The sequence below is a fragment of the Streptomyces sp. NPDC093109 genome (assembly GCF_040701725.1).
Classification (GTDB): domain Bacteria; phylum Actinomycetota; class Actinomycetes; order Streptomycetales; family Streptomycetaceae; genus Streptomyces.
This window is the reverse complement of sequence record NZ_JBFBEZ010000002.1, coordinates 242,135-258,407: the sequence shown is the minus strand read 5'-3', so window position 1 is coordinate 258,407 and position 16,273 is coordinate 242,135. Positions and strand designations below refer to the sequence as shown.

General features: G+C 66.6%; 26 protein-coding genes. 2 read left to right on the top strand and 24 right to left on the bottom strand.

Annotation, left to right across the window (positions count from 1 at the left end; genetic code table 11):
• Positions 1–122 precede the first annotated feature (122 nt).
• The 23 genes from AB0389_RS03575 to rpsJ all read right to left on the bottom strand — a co-directional run bounded on the left by AB0389_RS03575 (position 123) and on the right by rpsJ (position 12,034).
• Positions 123–785: an adenylate kinase gene (locus tag AB0389_RS03575; protein ID WP_366393634.1), complete on the bottom strand. Its 663-nt coding sequence runs from the start codon at positions 783–785 to the stop codon at positions 123–125.
• Positions 785–2,104, bottom strand: coding sequence for a preprotein translocase subunit SecY (gene secY, locus AB0389_RS03570; RefSeq protein WP_366393633.1), 1,320 nt, complete (start codon positions 2,102–2,104; stop codon positions 785–787). Before secY ends, AB0389_RS03575 begins: the two co-directional genes overlap by 1 nt.
• Before the next feature lie 233 nt (positions 2,105–2,337).
• Positions 2,338–2,793, bottom strand: coding sequence for a 50S ribosomal protein L15 (gene rplO, locus AB0389_RS03565; RefSeq protein WP_366393632.1), 456 nt, complete (start codon positions 2,791–2,793; stop codon positions 2,338–2,340).
• A gap of 1 nt (position 2,794) precedes the next feature.
• Positions 2,795–2,977 (bottom strand): 50S ribosomal protein L30, encoded by a 183-nt coding sequence (gene rpmD / locus AB0389_RS03560; RefSeq protein ID WP_024491595.1) that lies wholly within the window; start codon positions 2,975–2,977, stop codon positions 2,795–2,797.
• On the bottom strand, positions 2,977–3,579 hold the full coding sequence (rpsE, locus tag AB0389_RS03555; RefSeq protein WP_017239585.1) for a 30S ribosomal protein S5: 603 nt from the start codon (positions 3,577–3,579) through the stop codon (positions 2,977–2,979). The genes rpmD and rpsE overlap by 1 nt, the downstream gene beginning before the upstream one ends.
• A gap of 46 nt (positions 3,580–3,625) precedes the next feature.
• Positions 3,626–4,009 carry a 50S ribosomal protein L18 gene (rplR, locus tag AB0389_RS03550; RefSeq protein WP_114659653.1) on the bottom strand — a complete coding sequence of 128 codons (384 nt, stop codon included), beginning with the start codon at positions 4,007–4,009 and terminating at the stop codon, positions 3,626–3,628.
• 3 nt (positions 4,010–4,012) lie between these two features.
• The gene (gene rplF, locus AB0389_RS03545) at positions 4,013–4,552 is read right to left on the bottom strand and encodes a 50S ribosomal protein L6 (RefSeq protein ID WP_114659654.1); all 540 of its coding nucleotides are present in this window, start codon (positions 4,550–4,552) and stop codon (positions 4,013–4,015) included.
• Between the two features lie 21 nt (positions 4,553–4,573).
• Positions 4,574–4,972 carry a 30S ribosomal protein S8 gene (gene rpsH / locus AB0389_RS03540; RefSeq protein WP_030351444.1) on the bottom strand — a complete coding sequence of 133 codons (399 nt, stop codon included), beginning with the start codon at positions 4,970–4,972 and terminating at the stop codon, positions 4,574–4,576.
• 216 nt (positions 4,973–5,188) lie between these two features.
• Positions 5,189–5,374, bottom strand: coding sequence for a type Z 30S ribosomal protein S14 (locus AB0389_RS03535; RefSeq protein ID WP_003948630.1), 186 nt, complete (start codon positions 5,372–5,374; stop codon positions 5,189–5,191).
• 2 nt (positions 5,375–5,376) lie between these two features.
• Positions 5,377–5,937 carry a 50S ribosomal protein L5 gene (gene rplE, locus AB0389_RS03530; RefSeq protein WP_114659656.1) on the bottom strand — a complete coding sequence of 187 codons (561 nt, stop codon included), beginning with the start codon at positions 5,935–5,937 and terminating at the stop codon, positions 5,377–5,379.
• Positions 5,937–6,260, bottom strand: coding sequence for a 50S ribosomal protein L24 (gene rplX / locus AB0389_RS03525; RefSeq protein WP_114659657.1), 324 nt, complete (start codon positions 6,258–6,260; stop codon positions 5,937–5,939). Before rplX ends, rplE begins: the two co-directional genes overlap by 1 nt.
• Before the next feature lie 2 nt (positions 6,261–6,262).
• Positions 6,263–6,631 (bottom strand): 50S ribosomal protein L14, encoded by a 369-nt coding sequence (rplN, locus tag AB0389_RS03520; RefSeq protein ID WP_003974257.1) that lies wholly within the window; start codon positions 6,629–6,631, stop codon positions 6,263–6,265.
• Between the two features lie 109 nt (positions 6,632–6,740).
• Positions 6,741–7,025, bottom strand: a complete 285-nt coding sequence (rpsQ, locus tag AB0389_RS03515; protein WP_114659658.1) for a 30S ribosomal protein S17 — start codon at positions 7,023–7,025, stop codon at positions 6,741–6,743.
• Positions 7,025–7,249 (bottom strand): 50S ribosomal protein L29, encoded by a 225-nt coding sequence (gene rpmC / locus AB0389_RS03510; RefSeq protein ID WP_030351440.1) that lies wholly within the window; start codon positions 7,247–7,249, stop codon positions 7,025–7,027. Before rpmC ends, rpsQ begins: the two co-directional genes overlap by 1 nt.
• Positions 7,249–7,668 (bottom strand): 50S ribosomal protein L16, encoded by a 420-nt coding sequence (gene rplP, locus AB0389_RS03505; protein ID WP_014047785.1) that lies wholly within the window; start codon positions 7,666–7,668, stop codon positions 7,249–7,251. Before rplP ends, rpmC begins: the two co-directional genes overlap by 1 nt.
• Positions 7,669–7,673: 5 nt before the next feature.
• Positions 7,674–8,519 (bottom strand): 30S ribosomal protein S3, encoded by an 846-nt coding sequence (gene rpsC, locus AB0389_RS03500; protein ID WP_114659659.1) that lies wholly within the window; start codon positions 8,517–8,519, stop codon positions 7,674–7,676.
• On the bottom strand, positions 8,519–8,866 hold the full coding sequence (gene rplV / locus AB0389_RS03495) for a 50S ribosomal protein L22 (protein ID WP_114625505.1): 348 nt from the start codon (positions 8,864–8,866) through the stop codon (positions 8,519–8,521). Before rplV ends, rpsC begins: the two co-directional genes overlap by 1 nt.
• A gap of 40 nt (positions 8,867–8,906) precedes the next feature.
• Entirely contained in the window at positions 8,907–9,188 is a 282-nt protein-coding gene (rpsS, locus tag AB0389_RS03490) for a 30S ribosomal protein S19 (RefSeq protein WP_003966956.1), read from the bottom strand.
• Positions 9,189–9,200: 12 nt separating this feature from the next.
• Positions 9,201–10,037, bottom strand: a complete 837-nt coding sequence (gene rplB / locus AB0389_RS03485; protein WP_114659660.1) for a 50S ribosomal protein L2 — start codon at positions 10,035–10,037, stop codon at positions 9,201–9,203.
• A gap of 50 nt (positions 10,038–10,087) precedes the next feature.
• A complete protein-coding gene (gene rplW / locus AB0389_RS03480; protein WP_366393631.1) occupies positions 10,088–10,405 on the bottom strand; it encodes a 50S ribosomal protein L23 in 318 nt (105 codons plus the stop codon).
• Positions 10,405–11,058 carry a 50S ribosomal protein L4 gene (gene rplD, locus AB0389_RS03475; RefSeq protein ID WP_366393630.1) on the bottom strand — a complete coding sequence of 218 codons (654 nt, stop codon included), beginning with the start codon at positions 11,056–11,058 and terminating at the stop codon, positions 10,405–10,407. The genes rplW and rplD overlap by 1 nt, the downstream gene beginning before the upstream one ends.
• Positions 11,059–11,066: 8 nt before the next feature.
• Positions 11,067–11,711, bottom strand: a complete 645-nt coding sequence (gene rplC, locus AB0389_RS03470) for a 50S ribosomal protein L3 (RefSeq protein ID WP_114659663.1) — start codon at positions 11,709–11,711, stop codon at positions 11,067–11,069.
• Between the two features lie 14 nt (positions 11,712–11,725).
• Positions 11,726–12,034, bottom strand: coding sequence for a 30S ribosomal protein S10 (gene rpsJ, locus AB0389_RS03465; protein WP_003948644.1), 309 nt, complete (start codon positions 12,032–12,034; stop codon positions 11,726–11,728).
• 490 nt (positions 12,035–12,524) lie between these two features.
• On the opposite strand from rpsJ, the gene AB0389_RS03460 reads away from it, so the two are divergent.
• Together AB0389_RS03460 and AB0389_RS03455 are read left to right on the top strand one after the other, a co-directional pair.
• On the top strand, positions 12,525–14,552 hold the full coding sequence (locus AB0389_RS03460) for an ATP-binding protein (RefSeq protein ID WP_366393629.1): 2,028 nt from the start codon (positions 12,525–12,527) through the stop codon (positions 14,550–14,552).
• Between the two features lie 141 nt (positions 14,553–14,693).
• A complete protein-coding gene (locus AB0389_RS03455) occupies positions 14,694–15,128 on the top strand; it encodes an RlpA-like double-psi beta-barrel domain-containing protein (RefSeq protein ID WP_366393628.1) in 435 nt (144 codons plus the stop codon).
• A 90-nt stretch (positions 15,129–15,218) separates the two neighbouring features.
• Here the strand turns inward: AB0389_RS03455 and AB0389_RS03450 are convergent, their stop codons facing one another.
• The gene (locus AB0389_RS03450; protein ID WP_366393627.1) at positions 15,219–16,229 is read right to left on the bottom strand and encodes an aldo/keto reductase; all 1,011 of its coding nucleotides are present in this window, start codon (positions 16,227–16,229) and stop codon (positions 15,219–15,221) included.
• Between the last annotated feature and the right edge of the window lie 44 nt (positions 16,230–16,273).

Sequence of the window (16,273 nt, the reverse complement as noted above, 5' to 3'; positions counted from 1 at the left end):
ACGTTTCAGCAAATCGGTCATCTTAATGAACGGTCATCTTAATGAACACCGTGTTCAACAGTAAGGCCGCAGTGCCCCGAGGGACACCACGGCCTCACCAAAACTACGTCGTACGTACGGGATCAGGCCGCGGCCGGCCCCCGCCCGAGCGCCTCCATCGCACGCTCGGTCACCTCGGTGACCTTGCCGAGCGCGGAGATCGTCACCACGAGGCCCTGGGCCCGGTAGTGGTCGATGATCGGCTCGGTCTGCGTGTGGTAGACCTCCAGGCGCGTCCGTACCGTCGCCTCGGAGTCGTCGTCCCGCTGGTACAGCTCGCCGCCGCAGAAGTCACAGACGTCCTCCGTCTTCGGCGGGCTGTACGTCACGTGGAAGACATGCGCGCTGTCGTTCCGGCAGATCCGCCGTCCGGCGATCCGCTTCACGACCTCGCCCTCGGGGACCTCCAGGTCCAGCACCGCGTCCAGCTTCACACCCTCCGCCGTGAGCGCCTCGTCGAGCGAGACCGCCTGCGACACATTGCGCGGGAAGCCGTCCAGGAGGAAGCCGTTCTCGGCGTCCGGCTGGGCCATGCGGTCCTGCGCCATCGCGATGGTCACCTCGTCGGGCACCAGGTTCCCGGCGTCCATGTACGCCTTCGCCTGTTTCCCGAGGTCCGTGCCCTTGCTGATGTTGGCACGGAAAAGGTCGCCCGTGGAGATGTGCGGGATCGACAGGTTCTTGGCAAGGTACGCGGCCTGCGTTCCCTTGCCGGCACCGGGCGGCCCGACGAGGACGATTCGCATCAGCGGAGGAACCCTTCGTAATTGCGCTGCTGAAGCTGGCTCTCGATCTGCTTCACGGTCTCCAGACCCACACCCACGATGATCAGGATGCTTGTCCCGCCGAACGGGAAGTTCTGGTTAGCACCGCCGAAGCCCGCCAACGCCATCGTCGGAACGAGAGCGATCAGACCCAGGTACAGCGAGCCCGGCCAAGTGATCCGGTTGAGCACGTAGCTCAGATACTCGGCCGTGGGACGACCTGCCCGGATACCCGGGATGAAGCCACCATACTTCTTCATGTTGTCAGCGACTTCTTCGGGGTTGAACGAAATCGCCACGTAGAAGAAGGCGAAGAACACGATCAACAAGAAGTACGTGGCGATGTAGTAGGGGTGGTCGCCCTTGACGAAGTGCGCCTCGATCCAGGTCTTCCAGCCCGACTGGCCACTGGAGAACTGCGCGACCAGCGCCGGGATGTAGAGCAGGGACGACGCGAAGATGACCGGGATAACACCCGCCTGGTTCACCTTGAGCGGGATGTACGTCGACGTACCGCCGTAGGACCGGCGGCCGATCATGCGCTTCGCGTACTGGACGGGGATACGGCGCTGCGCCTGCTCGACGAAGACGACGAGGCCGACCATCACGAAGCCGATCAGGATGACCGTGCCGAACTCGATCCAGCCGTGGGCCAGATTGCCGCTCTCCTTGATGGCCCAGAGCGCGCCGGGGAAACCGGCGGCGATCGAGATGAACATCAGGATGGACATGCCGTTGCCGATGCCGCGGTCGGTGACGAGCTCACCGAGCCACATGACGCACGCGGTGCCGGCGGTCATGGTGATCACCATGGTGGCGGTCACGAAGATCGACTTGTCGGGAACGATCTCCGAGGCGACCGGGCAGCCGCTGAAGAGAGCGCCGCTGCGGGCGGTGGCGACCAGGCCGGTGCCCTGGAGGATGGCAAGGGCGACCGTCAGGTAACGGGTGTACTGCGTGATCTTCGCCGTGCCGGACTGCCCTTCCTTCTTCAGGGCTTCCAGCCGGGGGATGACCACGGTCAGCAGCTGGAGGATGATGCTCGCGGTGATGTACGGCATGATGCCCAGGGCGAAGATCGTGATCTGGAGCAGCGCCCCGCCGCTGAACATGTTCACGAGCCCGAACAGGCTGTTGTTGCCCTTCTGAGCCGCGTCGACACAGATCTGGACATTCGCGTAGCTGACCCCGGGAACGGGCACGTGCGCCCCGAGCCGGTACAGCACGATGATGGCCAGCGTGAAGAGCAGCTTCTTGCGCAGGTCGGGCGTCTTGAACGCCCGGGCGAACGCGGTGAGCACGGTGCCTCCTGCGACCCCCGCGCTACTGCGTCAGAGGTGACGGTATTGAGGATCGACGGATACGGAACGAGCGGTTCCGGGAAGGGTCCCCGGGTCCGGGGGCGAACCCCCGGCTTCAATACAGCAAGAACGCACGCCACCTTACCGGCGACTGTGCCCCCCTTGGAACGACCAACCGGGGATGCCCCTTTTGAGAGGCATCCCCGGTCGGATGTTCAGGCCATCGAGTTGTCTCAGACGAGCTCGGTGACGGTGCCGCCGGCGGCGGCAATCTTCTCCTTGGCGGACCCGGAGACGGCGTCAACCGAAACCTGGATCGCTACGGAGATCTCGCCCTGGCCCAGGACCTTGACGAGGCTGTTCTTGCGTACCGCACCCTTGGTGACCAGGTCGGCCACCGTGACCACACCGCCCTCGGGGTAGAGAGCGGAGAGCTTGTCCAGGTTCACGACCTGGTACTCGGTGCGGAAGGGGTTCTTGAAGCCCTTCAGCTTCGGCAGGCGCATGTGGAGGGGCATCTGCCCACCCTCGAAGCGTGCCGGAACCTGGTAACGGGCCTTCGTACCCTTGGTACCACGACCTGCGGTCTTACCCTTGGACGCCTCACCACGACCCACACGGGTCTTGGCCGTCTTGGCGCCCGGGGCGGGACGGAGGTCATGTGCCTTCAGCGGGCTGTTCTCCGCCATGTCAGTCAACCTCCTCAACCGTGACGAGGTGCCGCACGGTGTTGGCCATGCCGCGGAACTCGGGACGGTCTTCCTTGACAACCACGTCGTGCAGGCGCTTCAGCCCGAGCGAACGAAGGGTGTCGCGGTGGTTCTGCTTGCTGCCGATGTACGACTTCGTCTGCGTGATCTTGAGACGGGCCATTACGCACCCGCTCCCGCACGCGCACGGAGCAGAGCCGCGGGAGCGACGTCCTCGAGGGGCAGACCGCGGCGGGCCGCGATCTCCTCGGGACGCTGCAGGCCCTTGAGGGCCGCCACGGTCGCGTGCACGATGTTGATCGCGTTGTCCGAGCCGAGCGACTTCGACAGGATGTCGTGCACGCCGGCGCACTCGAGCACGGCACGCACCGGGCCACCGGCGATAACGCCGGTACCGGGGGAAGCCGGCTTGAGCAGAACGACGCCGGCCGCCTTCTCGCCCTGGATCGGGTGAGGAATCGTGCCCTGGATACGGGGGACCTTGAAGAAGTTCTTCTTGGCCTCCTCAACACCCTTGGCGATGGCGGCCGGAACCTCCTTCGCCTTCCCGTAACCGACGCCGACGGTGCCGTCACCATCGCCCACCACGACCAGCGCGGTGAAGCTGAAGCGACGACCACCCTTCACAACCTTGGCGACACGGTTGATCGCGACAACGCGCTCAACGTAAGCGGTCTTCTCGGCGGCAGCGCCACCGTCGCGACCCTTCCGGTCCCGCCGCTCGCCGCCACCGGCACCGCTTCCGCGGCGCTGGGGTCCAGCCATTGGATTTACCTCTCTCTGTTACGTCCGTTAGTCCCGGAACCGGGGCTTAGAACTTCAGCCCGGCTTCGCGGGCGGCGTCAGCCAGAGCGGCAATGCGCCCGGCGTACCTGTTGCCACCACGGTCGAACACGACGGCCTCGACACCGGCAGCCTTGGCGCGCTCGGCGACCAGGGCCCCGACCTTCTGGGCCTGGGCGCTCTTGTCGCCCTCGCCACCGCGGATCGAGGTGTCCAGCGTCGACGCCGAAGCGAGCGTGTGGCCCGCGATGTCGTCGATGACCTGCGCGACGATGTTGCGGTTGGAGCGCGTCACTACGAGGCGAGGACGCTCCGGCGTACCGGAGACGTGCTTACGGACGCGGATGTGACGACGCTTGATGGCAGCGCGCTTGTACGCGTCACCCTTGGCGATCTTTACACCGTATGCCATGGCTTACTTACCCGCCTTTCCGACCTTGCGGCGGATGACCTCGCCCGCGTACTTGACGCCCTTGGCCTTGTACGGGTCGGGCTTCCGCAGCTTGCGGATCTTAGCGGCGACCTCGCCGACCTTCTGCTTGTCGATGCCCTCGACGGTGAACTTCGTGGGCGTCTCGACCTTGAAGGTGATGCCTTCGGGGGCCTCGATGGTGATCGGGTGGCTGTAGCCCAGGGCGAACTCCAGGTTGGAGCCCTTCGCCTGGACGCGGTAACCGACACCACTGATTTCGAGCGCCTTGATGTATCCCGTGGTCACGCCGGTGATCATGTTCGCCACCAGCGTGCGGGACAGGCCGTGGAGGGCCTTGTTCTGACGCTCGTCGTTGGGGCGCAGCACCGAAAGAGTGCCGTCCTCGCCCTTGGTGACCTCGATCGGCGCGGCGACGGTGTGCGAGAGGGAACCCTTGGGGCCCTTCACCGCGACCGTGCGGCCATCGATGGTGACGTCCACACCGGCGGGAACCTGGATGGGGAGCTTGCCGATTCGCGACATGAGCTTTTCCTCCGTTCCCGACTACCAGACGTAGGCGAGGACTTCCCCACCTACGCCCTTCTTGCTGGCCTGCTGGCCGGTCAGGAGACCGTGGGACGTGGAGATGATCGCCACGCCCAGGCCGCCCAGAACCTTCGGCAGATTGGTGGACTTCGCGTACACACGCAGACCCGGCTTGGAGATGCGCTTGATGCCGGCGATCGAACGCTCGCGGTTCGGGCCGAACTTCAGCTCCAGGACGAGGTTCTTGCCGACTTCGGCGTCCTCGACCTTCCAGCCGGTGATGAAGCCCTCCTGCTGGAGGATCTCCGCGATGTGCGACTTGATCTTGCTGTGCGGCATCACGACGTCGTCGTGGTATGCCGAGTTCGCGTTGCGCAGACGCGTGAGCATGTCTGCGATGGGATCAGTCATGGTCATGAATTGGCCTTCGGCCTCTCTCGCCGGGGTTTCCTGTATGCGCCATCCCTCTCCCCGATCAGAGCCGGGACGGGTGCGGTGCGGGGACCTACGGCGTAGTAAGTCTTAATGGACGGCAGGCGCCCAACCCCACAAGCCTACGGCATGTGGGGGAGGGCTCCTGCCCACCCAAATTGCTTACCGAGAGTTTCGAGCAGTTCTCCGGAGAACGGAGGACTACCAGGAACTCTTGGTCACGCCCGGCAGCTCGCCACGGTGGGCCATCTCACGAAGGCACACGCGGCAGAGGCCGAACTTGCGGTAGACGGAGTGGGGACGGCCGCAGCGCTGGCAGCGGGTGTAACCGCGCACACCGAACTTCGGCTTGCGGGCGGCCTTAGCGATCAGAGCCTTCTTCGCCACGGTCAGTTCTCCTTGAACGGGAAGCCGAGGTGACGAAGGAGGGCACGACCCTCGTCGTCGTTGACCGCCGTGGTCACCACGGTGATGTCCATGCCCCGGACCCGGTCGATCTTGTCCTGGTCGATCTCGTGGAACATGACCTGCTCCGTGAGACCGAAGGTGTAGTTGCCACGGCCGTCGAACTGCTTCGGCGACAGACCACGGAAGTCACGGATACGCGGCAGCGCGAGCGACAGCGTACGGTCCAGGAACTCCCACATGCGGTCACCGCGGAGGGTGACGTGGCAGCCGATCGGCTGACCCTCGCGCAGCTTGAACTGCGCGATGGACTTGCGGGCCTTGGTGACAGACGGCTTCTGGCCGGTGATCGTGGTGAGGTCCTTGATGGCGCCCTCGATCAGCTTGGAGTCGCGGGCGGCGTCGCCCACACCCATGTTGACCACGATCTTGACGAGACCGGGGATCTGCATGACGTTCTCGTAGGAGAACTCCTCACGCAGCTTGCCGGCGATCTCCTCGCGGTAGCGCAGCTTCAGACGCGGCGCGGTAGTGGTCGCAGTCATCAGATGTCCTCACCGGTCCGCTTGGCAACGCGGATCTTGTTGCCCTCGTCGTCAAAGCGGTAGCCGACGCGAGTGACGACCTTCTTGCCGTCCTTCTCCACGACCAGCTGAACGTTGCTGACGTGGACGGGGGCCTCGGTGGTCACAATGCCGCCGGTCTGCGAACCGCGAGCCGTCTGACCGGCCTTGGTGTGCTTCTTGACCCGGTTGACACCCTCGACGAGAACACGGTCCTGCGTGGGGTAGGCCACGATGACCTTGCCCTGCTTGCCCTTGTCCTTACCGGTGATGACCTGAACCAGGTCGCCCTTCTTGATCTTCATGCTTACAGCACCTCCGGAGCGAGCGAGATGATCTTCATGAACTTCTTCTCGCGCAGCTCGCGGCCCACCGGGCCGAAGATGCGGGTGCCACGAGGGTCGCCGTCGTTCTTGAGAATGACGGCGGCGTTCTCGTCGAAGCGGATGTACGAGCCGTCCGGACGGCGGCGCTCCTTGACGGTGCGAACGATGACCGCCTTGACGACGTCACCCTTCTTCACATTGCCGCCGGGGATCGCGTCCTTGACGGTGGCGACGATGACGTCGCCGATGCCCGCGTAGCGGCGACCCGAGCCACCGAGAACACGGATGGTGAGAATTTCCTTCGCACCCGTGTTGTCGGCGACGCGCAGTCGCGACTCCTGCTGGATCACGTCTATCTCCTGATCGTCTGCCGGTTCCCCGGGGGCCGCTCGGTGAGCGGCCCCCGGAGCCTGGCGGAACTACCTCCGCGGGGAGACCCCCGCGGAGGGAATTACCGAATTACTTGGCCTTCTCGAGGATCTCGACGATGCGCCACCGCTTCGTGGCGGACTGCGGCCGGGTCTCCATCAGGAGGACGCGGTCGCCGATGCCGGCGGCGTTCTGCTCGTCGTGCGCCTTGAGCTTGTTCGTACGGCGGATGACCTTGCCGTACAGGGCGTGCTTCACGCGGTCCTCGACGGCGACGACGACGGTCTTGTCCATCTTGTCGCTGACGACGAGACCCTCACGGGTCTTGCGGTCTCCGCGGGAAACCTTGTTCTCGGTCACGTTGTTCTCAGTCATCAGGCGCTCTCCACCGTTTCGATGCCCAGCTCGCGCTCACGCATCAGGGTGTAGATCCGCGCGATGTCCTTACGGACGAGCTTCAGCCGCCCGTGGTTTTCGAGCTGACCGGTCGCCGCCTGGAAGCGGAGGTTGAACAGCTCTTCCTTGGCCTCGCGAAGCTTGGCGACAAGCTCCTCGTTGCCCAGCTCGCGCAGTTCGGACGCCTTGGTAACGGCCGCCATCACGACTCACCTGCCTCGCGCCGAACGATCCGGCACTTCATCGGAAGCTTGTGAGCAGCGCGGGTAAGCGCCTCACGCGCAATCTTCTCGTTCGGGTAGGACAGCTCGAACATCACCCGACCGGGCTTGACGTTCGCGATCCACCACTCGGGGGAACCCTTACCGGAACCCATGCGGGTCTCGGCGGGCTTCTTGGTGAGCGGACGGTCCGGGTAGATGTTGATCCAGACCTTGCCGCCACGCTTGATGTGACGGGTCATCGCGATACGAGCGGCCTCGATCTGACGGTTCGTCACGTACGCGGGGGTCAGCGCCTGGATACCGTATTCGCCGAACGCAACCTGCGTGCCACCCTTGGACATACCGCTGCGCTTCGGGTGGTGCTGCTTGCGGTGCTTGACCCTACGGGGGATCAGCATTTCGGTCAGGCCTCCGTTCCGCCGGTAGAAGAGGACGTCGCCTCAGCGGCCGGAGCGGTGGTGGCCTCGGCCTTGGGGGCCTCGGCTCCCGTGCCCTGCGGCTTGCGGCCACGGCCGCCACGCTCGCCACCGCGGCCACCGCGGCCGGCGGGACGGTCGTTGCCGCCACCACGGGCCGGACGGTTGCCGGCGCGGGCCGCGGCGTTCTCGGCGCGCACCTCGGCGATGTTCTTGACGTCGCCCTTGTAGATCCAGACCTTCACACCGATACGGCCGAAGGTCGTCTTGGCCTCGAAGAAGCCGTAGTCGACGTTCGCACGGAGCGTGTGCAGGGGCACGCGGCCCTCGCGGTAGAACTCCGAGCGGGACATCTCGGCGCCGCCGAGACGGCCACCGCACTGGATCTTGATGCCCTTGGCGCCGGCCTTCATCGTCGACTGCATGCTCTTACGCATGGCGCGACGGAAGGAGACACGCGAGGACAGCTGCTCGGCGACGGCCTGGGCCACCAGCTGAGCGTCCACCTCGGGGTTCTTGACCTCGAGGATGTTCAGCTGGACCTGCTTGCCGGTCAGCTTCTCCAGCTCGCCGCGGATGCGGTCGGCCTCGGCGCCGCGGCGGCCGATGACGATGCCCGGACGCGCGGTGTGGATGTCCACGCGGACTCGGTCACGGGTGCGCTCGATCTCGACCTTCGAGATGCCGGCCCGCTCCATGCCCTTCGTCATCATGCGACGAATGGCAACGTCTTCCTTGACGTAGTCCTTGTACAGCTTGTCGGCATACCAGCGGGACTTGAAGTCCGTGGTGATACCGAGCCGGAACCCATGCGGGTTAACCTTCTGGCCCATTACCGGGTTCCTTCCTTGCTGCTGACGACCACGGTGATGTGGCTGGTCCGCTTACGGATCCGGTAGGCCCGTCCCTGTGCGCGCGGCCGGAACCGCTTCAGGGTCGGACCCTCGTCCACGTACGCCTCGCTGATGACCAGCGAAGAGGCGTCGGTGTGGTCGTAGTTGTGAGCGGCATTGGCAATGGCGCTGTCGAGCACCTTGCCTACCGTCACGCTCGCGGCCTGCGGGGCGAAGCGCAGGACCGCCTGAGCCTCCGTGGCATCCATGCCACGGATGAGGTCCACCACTCGGCGGGCCTTCATGGGCGTGACGCGGATGTACCGCGCCTGGGCCCTGGCTTCCATGGTTGTCCCTTCGGTGTAAGTCATAGTCAGTCACCCCGCGTTAGCGGCGCTTCGACTTCCGGTCGTCCTTGACGTGGCCGCGGAAGGTGCGAGTCGGCGAGAACTCGCCGAGCTTGTGGCCGACCATCGACTCGGTGACGAACACCGGGACGTGGATCTTGCCGTTGTGCACCGCGATCGTGTGGCCGAGCATGGCCGGGACGATCATCGAGCGACGGGACCAGGTCTTGATGACGTTCTTGGTGCCTGCTTCGTTCTGGACGTCCACCTTCTTGATGAGGTGTCCGTCGACGAAGGGCCCCTTCTTGAGACTGCGCGGCATCTAAACCCGCTCCTAGCGCTTCTTGTTCGTCTTGCGGCGGCGGACGATGTACTTGCTGCTTGCCTTCTTCGGCGAGCGAGTACGACCCTCCTTCTGACCCCACGGGCTGACCGGGTGGCGACCACCGGAGGTCTTGCCCTCACCACCACCGTGCGGGTGGTCGACCGGGTTCATCGCGACACCGCGGACGGTCGGGCGAACGCCCTTCCAGCGCATACGGCCGGCCTTGCCCCAGTTGATGTTCGACTGCTCGGCGTTGCCGACCTCGCCGATGGTGGCGCGGCAGCGCACGTCGACCATCCGGACTTCACCGGAGGGCATACGAAGGGTGGCCATGGAGCCCTCCTTCGCCAGCAGCTGCACCGAAGCGCCCGCGGAGCGGGAGATCTTCGCGCCGCCGCCGGGACGCATCTCGATGGCGTGGATGGTCGTACCCACCGGGATGTTGCGCAGCGGCAGGTTGTTGCCCGGCTTGATGTCGGCGCCGGGGCCGTTCTCAACCCGGTCGCCCTGGCTCAGCTTGGCCGGGGCGATGATGTAGCGCTTCTCGCCGTCTGCGTAGTGCAGCAGCGCGATGCGGGCGGTGCGGTTGGGGTCGTACTCGATGTGCGCGACCTTGGCCGGCACGCCGTCCTTGTCGTGACGACGGAAGTCGATCACCCGGTAGGCGCGCTTGTGGCCACCACCCTGGTGGCGAACAGTCACACGACCGGCGTTGTTACGGCCGCCCTTGCTGTGCAGCGGGCGGACCAGCGACTTCTCCGGCGTGGACCGCGTGATCTCGACAAAGTCGGCGACGCTGGAGCCACGACGGCCCGGGGTCGTCGGCTTGTACTTGCGGATACCCATTGTCTCTCAGTCCTCGGAAATATTCCGGATCCTGGACGTCTCGACCTCCGTCAGGAGGTCGGGCCGCCGAAGATGTCGATACGGTCGCCCTCGGCAAGGGTCACGATGGCGCGCTTGGTGTTGGCGCGCTTGCCGAAACCGGTGCGGGTGCGCTTGCGCTTGCCCTGACGGTTGATCGTGTTGACCCCGGCGACCTTGACCGAGAAGACCGCTTCCACGGCCTGCTTGATCTGGGTCTTGTTGGCGTGGGGCGCCACGATGAACGTGTACTTGTTCTCGTCGAGCAGCGCGTAGCTCTTCTCGGAGACCACGGGCTTCACGAGAATGTCGCGCGGGTCCTCGAAGGTCTTGCTGGTGATCTCGGCCATCAGTCTTCGGTCCCTTCGGAGTCATCGGCCTTGGAAGGGCCAGACACGAAGGACTCGAAAGCGGCCTGGGTGAAGACCACGTCGTCGGAGACGATCACGTCGTACGTGTTGAGCTGGCCCGGCGCCAGGATGTGCACCTGGGGCAGGTTGCGGGCGGAGAGCCACGCGGCCTCGTCGGAGCGCTCGGCGATCAGGAGCACGTGCTTGCGCTCGGAGATCTTGCCCAGCAGCGTCTTCGCGGCCTTGGTGGAGACCGCGCCGTCGACCACGCCGGAGACGACGTGGATACGGGAGTGACGGGCCCGGTCGGTGAGGGCACCGCGCAGGGCGGCGGCCTTCATCTTCTTCGGGGTCCGCTGCGAGTAGTCACGCGGCTGCGGGCCGTGGACGACGCCACCGCCGGCGAACTGCGGGGCGCGGGTCGAGCCCTGACGGGCGCGGCCGGTGCCCTTCTGGCGGTACGGCTTCTTGCCACCGCCGCGGACTTCGCCACGGGTCTTGGTCTTGTGCGTGCCCTGGCGGGCAGCGGCCAGCTGGGCGACAACGACCTGGTGGATCAGCGGAATGCTGACCTTCGCGTCGAAGATCTCCGAAGGGAGTTCGACGGTCCCGGCCTTGTCGCCTGCCGGCGAAAGGATGTCAACGGTGCTCATCAGTTACCTCAGGCCCCCTTGGCCGCGGTACGGACCAGGACGAGGCCGCCGTTCGGACCAGGAACCGCACCCTTGATCAGGATGAGGCCCTTCTCCGCGTCAACGGCATGAACGGTCAGGTTCTGGGTGGTGACCCGCTCGTTGCCCATACGGCCGGCCATCCGCATGCCCTTGAACACGCGGCCCGGGGTGGCGCAGCCACCGATGGAGCCAGGCGAGCGGTGCTTGCGCTGGGTGCCGTGACCGGCGCCGAGGCCCTTGAAGTTGTGACGCTTCATGACACCGGCGAAGCCCTTGCCCTTGCTCTTGCCCGTGACATCAACCTTGATGCCGGACTCGAACACGGCGGCGGTGATCTCCTGGCCGAGCGTGTACTCGCTCGCGTCGGAGGTCCGCAGCTCCACCAGGTGGCGGCGGGGGGTCACGTCGGCCTTGGCGAAGTGGCCCTTGAGGGGCTTGTTCACCTTGCGCGGGTCGATCTCGCCGAAGGCGATCTGGACCGACTCGTAGCCGTCGCTGTCATTCGTACGGACCTGGGTAACAACGCAGGGCCCGGCCTTGACCACGGTCACCGGGACGACACGGTTGTTCTCGTCCCAGACCTGGGTCATGCCGAGCTTCTCGCCCAGGACACCCTTGATCTGCTTTGCCATCTCTTCCGCGCCTCTCAGAGCTTGATCTCGATGTCAACGCCGGCCGGAAGGTCCAGGCGCATCAGCGAGTCAACGGTCTTGGGCGTCGGGTCGAGGATGTCGATCAGGCGCTTGTGCGTGCGCATCTCGAAGTGCTCGCGCGAGTCCTTGTACTTGTGCGGCGACTTGATGACGCAGTACACGTTCTTCTCAGTGGGCAGCGGCACCGGGCCCGCGACCGACGCACCAGTACGCGTCACCGTCTCGACGATCTTCTTCGCCGAGGAATCGATGACCTCGTGGTCGTAGGCCTTGAGCCGGATGCGGATCTTCTGTCCCGCCATGGCTGCTTCGTAGTCCTGTCTCTCGTAACGCTCTGGGACCCGGTGATTCCGGGCTCTTCTCCGACCCACGCGGTCGGGCGTGTCGCATCCTCGCCAATGAAAATTTCCCTAAGGATTTCCCCTGCGAGGAGCGGCCCGAGTCCGCCGGCCGGAGCAGAACCGCGACCGCCTGAGCGATCACTCTCCGCCACCGGGAGCCTGGTCGGCACCCCACTGACACTTCCCGAAAGATTCCCGTACGTCCGCCCCAGCGCTGCCCCGTAAGGCAGTTGGGACGACGAGTACTGTGGGACTCGCTTCCGGTCCTCCCGGCGGGAGGCGCGCAGCATTGGCACTCAACCGAGCAACCTGAACAGTGTGCCATAGGGCCACTTGCCCTGGCCAATCGGCCGGAAAGAGTAGCACCGGTGACGCGGAGCGACGCCGGGGCCGATCAACGGGGAACACTTTCGGTGACGTTTGGGTCACTGAAAGTGGAGTGGATCGGCACATGGTGCGCTTACGGCTGACGATCGGCAGAGAACACGTGGCGGAACTCGCGCGGCTCGGCAATCCCCTCGGCGCCGTCGAGGAACTGATCTGGAACGCGCTGGACGCGGACGCCGAGCATGTCGAGGTCGTCCTGGACCGCGGCGACCTCGGCGGCGTCGACCGGGTGACCGTCGCGGACGACGGCACCGGCATCGGCGCGGAGCGCTGCGACGAGTTCTTCCGGCACATCGGCGTGTCCTGGAAGAAGCGCGCGCAGAGCAGCCCCCTGAAGAAACGGGCGCTGCACGGCAAGAACGGCCGCGGCCGGGTCCGCGCCTTCGCGCTCGGCCACGATGTGCGCTGGACCAGCGTGAGCGAGGGGCCGCAGGGCCGCCGCCGCGTGGTCATCGAGGCGGACCGCGGCTGCATGGACGAGTTCGACATCAGCGACCCCGAACCGACCGGGGACCGTCCCGGCACGGTCTTCGAGGCGTTCGGCGGCAGAGAGCTGGAGAGACTGGCCGACGACACGGCCCGCTCCGCGCTGACCGCCGCGTTCGCCCTGCATCTGGCCGCGTACCCCGACATCCGCATCACGTACGACGGCCACCTGCTCGACCCGTCGTCGGAGCAGCTGCGGGTGGACACGTACGACATCCCTGCGGCCCCGGCGGGCGCGCCCGAGGCGACGGCGCAGCCGCAGCCGCAGCCGCTGCCGCAGCTCAAGATCATCGAATGGTCGCGCCCCTTCTCCAGGGCCCTCATCCTCTGCGACGGCCGGGGCATGTCGCTGACGCGGCTCCGCCCGGAGATCCAGGCGCCGGGCTTCCACTTCACCGCGTACCTCTCCTGGCCGGGCTTCGAGGACGACGACGCGGGCGATCTCTCCTTCGCCGACTGGACCCCGGACCGCGCCACCGCGGAGGTGCTGACGGCGGCCCGCGACCAGCTGCGCCGGCACTTCCGCGCCCGCGCCGACGAACGCCGCCGGGAGCTGGTCCAGGAGTGGCGCGCTGACGGCATCTACCCGTACGCGAGCGAGCCCGCGAACGGCCAGGAGCGCGCGGAGCAGGAGACCTTCGACGCGGTGGCGACCACCGTCATCCGGCATCTGCCCCAGATGAAGCGGATGCAGCGGACCACGTTCGCGCTGCTCAGGTCCGTACTGGCGCACGATCCGAACGACGTGCTGCGGATCGTCGAAGAGCTCTTCGCCCTCTCCAAGCAGGAGCAGGAGGAGCTGAGCCGCCTCCTCGACCGCACACCGCTCTCGTCCCTCATCAAGGCGTCGACCGAGGCGACGGGCCGGCTCGACTTCCTGGCGGCGCTGGAGCACCTGGTGTTCGACCCGGAGGCGCGGGGGCGGGTCAGGGAGCGGGATGAGCTGCACCGCGTCCTGGAGACGGAGTGCTGGGTGTTCGGCGAGGAGTACGGCCTGCACGTCAGCGACCGGAGCCTGAACGAGGTGCTGAACCAGCACTGCCGGCTGCTGGGCCGCGAGGCGCCCACGCCGGATCCCGTTCTGCGGGAGGACGGGCGGCGGGGTCGCGTCGACCTCATGCTCTCGCGCGCGGCCCGGTACCGGAAGTCCGAGCGGCATCACCTCGTGGTCGAGCTCAAGAGGCCGGACACCGTTCTCGGTGTGACGGAGTTCGCGCAGATCAACAGCTACGCGCAGGCCGTCATGACGGACGACAGATTCCGCGACACCAACGTCACCTGGGACTTCTGGCTGGTGGGCAACACCATGGACGCCGGCCTGCGGCAACTGGCCCACCAGCAGGACCGGATCCCGGGCTGCGCCGTAGCCCAGCCCACGTTCCGGATCTGGGTCCGGACCTGGGGCGAGATCATCCAGGACTGCGAGACGCGGCTGCGTTTCTACCGCGAGCAGCTGGAGTACGAGTCCACGGCCGAGCACGCCACGGACTACCTGGTCAGGGAGCACGCCAACGCGGTGGCGGGGCTGGTCAACGACGGCACCCTGCCGCGCCCCCGATCGGGCGATACGGATTCAGCCACAAGTGCGGTGACCTCACCGTCGTAAAGGCGCGCGCAAGTGGCGGAAAAGGCCCTCTGGGAAAGCGGTGACCCCCTGCGCATCATTAGTCCGGACCAACCTCGCTCCCCCGGACCGGATGACTGGCGCCACTCCCGAACACATCCACCTGTTCGAAGGGGTCAATCGATGTCCCGCATATCCCGTATCCCCGCCGCCCTGCTGGCCGGCGCCTCCACCGCCCTCGCTCTCGGCACGCTCGGCGCCACCGCGACCACCGCGACGGCCAGCGCCGACGCCACCCCGGACGCGGTACAGGTTCAGGTCGCCGGCCAGGCGACCTGGTACAACACCGGCCTCGGCGCCTGTGGTTGGTACAACAACGACAGCGAGCTGGTGGTGGCCATCTCGCCCGCGCTCTACGGCACGTACCCCAACCCCAACAACTCCCCCGCGTGCGGGCGCCGGATGGCGGTCAGCGGCCCCTGGGGCTCGGTGACCGTCACCGTCGTCGACCGCTGCGCCGGCTGTGCCACGAACGACATCGACCTCAGCCCGACGGCGTTCTCCCGCATCGGCGACCTCAACGCGGGCCGTATCAACGTCAACTGGAACTGGCTCTGACCTGGTGCCGGTGCCGACACCGACACCGGCACCGGCCGGGGATACGCCGACTACCGCCTGCTACCGCCTGCTACCGCCGACTACCGCCTGCTACCGCCAGTTCGGCATCATCGCCTCGGAGTAGCGGGAGCCCGCCGCCCCGTGCGGCAGGATCTCCTCGATACGGCCGAGATCCTGAGGCGTGAGGGTGGTACGGGCGGCGGCCACGTTCTCCTCCAGGCGCCGCGGGCTGCGCGTGCCCGGGATCGGGACGATGTCGTCGCCCTGCGCGAGCAGCCAGGCCAGGGCCAGCTGGGTGACCGTAATGCCCTTGCTCTCCGCCAGCGCGGTCAGCTCGCGGACCGCGGCGAGGTTCTTCTCGTAGTTGCCGGGCTGCCAGCGGTCGTCGGTGGCGCGCATGTCGTCGGCGGGATATTCGGCGGCCGGCTTGACGGCATCGGTGAGGAAGCCGCGGCCCAGGGGCGAGTACGGCACGAAGCCGATGCCCAGCTCGCGGAGCACCGGCAGGATGTCGGTCTCCACCGCCCGCTCGAACACCGAGTACTCGGTCTGCAGCACCGAGACCGGGTGAACCGCGTGGGCCCGCCGGATGATGTCGGGGCCCGCTTCGCTCAGCCCGAAGTAGCGCGCCTTGCCTTCGGCGATCAGCTCGCCGACCGTACCGGCCACGTCCTCGATGGGGACGTTCGGGTCCACACGGTGCTGGTAGAGCACGTCGATGCAGTCGGTGCCGAGGTGGCGGAGGCTGCTCTCGGTGACCTCGCGGATGTGCTCGGGACGGCTGTCGAAAGCGACTCCGATCCTGGCCGGGTCGCTGAGGTCGAAGCCGAACTTGGTGGCGAGCAGGATGTCGTCGCGGAAGTCCTTCACGGCGCGGCCGAGAAGCTGCTCGTTGCTGCCCGTGCCCAGGCCGTAGAGCTCGGCGGTGTCGAAGAGGGTGACACCGAGTTCGTAGGCGCGGCGGATCGTGTCGACGCCGCCCCGCTCGTCCGGGGCTCCGTAGGCCATGGTCATGCCCATGGTGCCCAGGCCGATCGCGCCGGCCTGGAGACCCTGTCCGCCCAGGGTCCGGCGGGGGAGGTTCGTCGTGTGCTGTGTCATGTGTTCCACGCTAGGGACGCGGAGCCCGGGGGGCATGGGGCACC

Excerpts from the sequence above, each read along its gene's own strand:
- rpsQ (WP_114659658.1), bottom strand. The coding sequence starts at position 7,025 with ATGACTGAGAACAACGTGACCGAGAACAAGGTTTCCCGCGGAGACCGC.
- rpsH (WP_030351444.1), bottom strand. The coding sequence starts at position 4,972 with ATGACCATGACTGATCCCATCGCAGACATGCTCACGCGTCTGCGCAAC.
- rplB (WP_114659660.1), bottom strand. The coding sequence starts at position 10,037 with ATGGGTATCCGCAAGTACAAGCCGACGACCCCGGGCCGTCGTGGCTCC.
- AB0389_RS03455 (WP_366393628.1), top strand. The coding sequence starts at position 14,694 with ATGTCCCGCATATCCCGTATCCCCGCCGCCCTGCTGGCCGGCGCCTCC.
- rpsE (WP_017239585.1), bottom strand. The coding sequence starts at position 3,579 with ATGGCTGGACCCCAGCGCCGCGGAAGCGGTGCCGGTGGCGGCGAGCGG.
- rplC (WP_114659663.1), bottom strand. The coding sequence starts at position 11,711 with ATGGCAAAGCAGATCAAGGGTGTCCTGGGCGAGAAGCTCGGCATGACC.
- rplF (WP_114659654.1), bottom strand. The coding sequence starts at position 4,552 with ATGTCGCGAATCGGCAAGCTCCCCATCCAGGTTCCCGCCGGTGTGGAC.
- rplW (WP_366393631.1), bottom strand. The coding sequence starts at position 10,405 with ATGGCCGAGATCACCAGCAAGACCTTCGAGGACCCGCGCGACATTCTC.
- rplP (WP_014047785.1), bottom strand. The coding sequence starts at position 7,668 with ATGCTGATCCCCCGTAGGGTCAAGCACCGCAAGCAGCACCACCCGAAG.
- rplO (WP_366393632.1), bottom strand. The coding sequence starts at position 2,793 with ATGGCGGAGAACAGCCCGCTGAAGGCACATGACCTCCGTCCCGCCCCG.
- rpmC (WP_030351440.1), bottom strand. The coding sequence starts at position 7,249 with ATGGCGGCCGTTACCAAGGCGTCCGAACTGCGCGAGCTGGGCAACGAG.
- rplX (WP_114659657.1), bottom strand. The coding sequence starts at position 6,260 with ATGAAGATCAAGAAGGGCGACCTGGTTCAGGTCATCACCGGTAAGGAC.
- rplE (WP_114659656.1), bottom strand. The coding sequence starts at position 5,937 with ATGACTGCGACCACTACCGCGCCGCGTCTGAAGCTGCGCTACCGCGAG.
- rpsJ (WP_003948644.1), bottom strand. The coding sequence starts at position 12,034 with ATGGCGGGACAGAAGATCCGCATCCGGCTCAAGGCCTACGACCACGAG.
- AB0389_RS03575 (WP_366393634.1), bottom strand. The coding sequence starts at position 785 with ATGCGAATCGTCCTCGTCGGGCCGCCCGGTGCCGGCAAGGGAACGCAG.
- rplD (WP_366393630.1), bottom strand. The coding sequence starts at position 11,058 with ATGAGCACCGTTGACATCCTTTCGCCGGCAGGCGACAAGGCCGGGACC.
- rplR (WP_114659653.1), bottom strand. The coding sequence starts at position 4,009 with ATGGCATACGGTGTAAAGATCGCCAAGGGTGACGCGTACAAGCGCGCT.
- rplV (WP_114625505.1), bottom strand. The coding sequence starts at position 8,866 with ATGGAAGCCAGGGCCCAGGCGCGGTACATCCGCGTCACGCCCATGAAG.
- AB0389_RS03450 (WP_366393627.1), bottom strand. The coding sequence starts at position 16,229 with ATGACACAGCACACGACGAACCTCCCCCGCCGGACCCTGGGCGGACAG.
- rpmD (WP_024491595.1), bottom strand. The coding sequence starts at position 2,977 with ATGGCCCGTCTCAAGATCACGCAGACGAAGTCGTACATCGGCAGCAAG.
- rpsS (WP_003966956.1), bottom strand. The coding sequence starts at position 9,188 with ATGCCGCGCAGTCTCAAGAAGGGGCCCTTCGTCGACGGACACCTCATC.
- rpsC (WP_114659659.1), bottom strand. The coding sequence starts at position 8,519 with ATGGGCCAGAAGGTTAACCCGCATGGGTTCCGGCTCGGTATCACCACG.
- AB0389_RS03460 (WP_366393629.1), top strand. The coding sequence starts at position 12,525 with ATGGTGCGCTTACGGCTGACGATCGGCAGAGAACACGTGGCGGAACTC.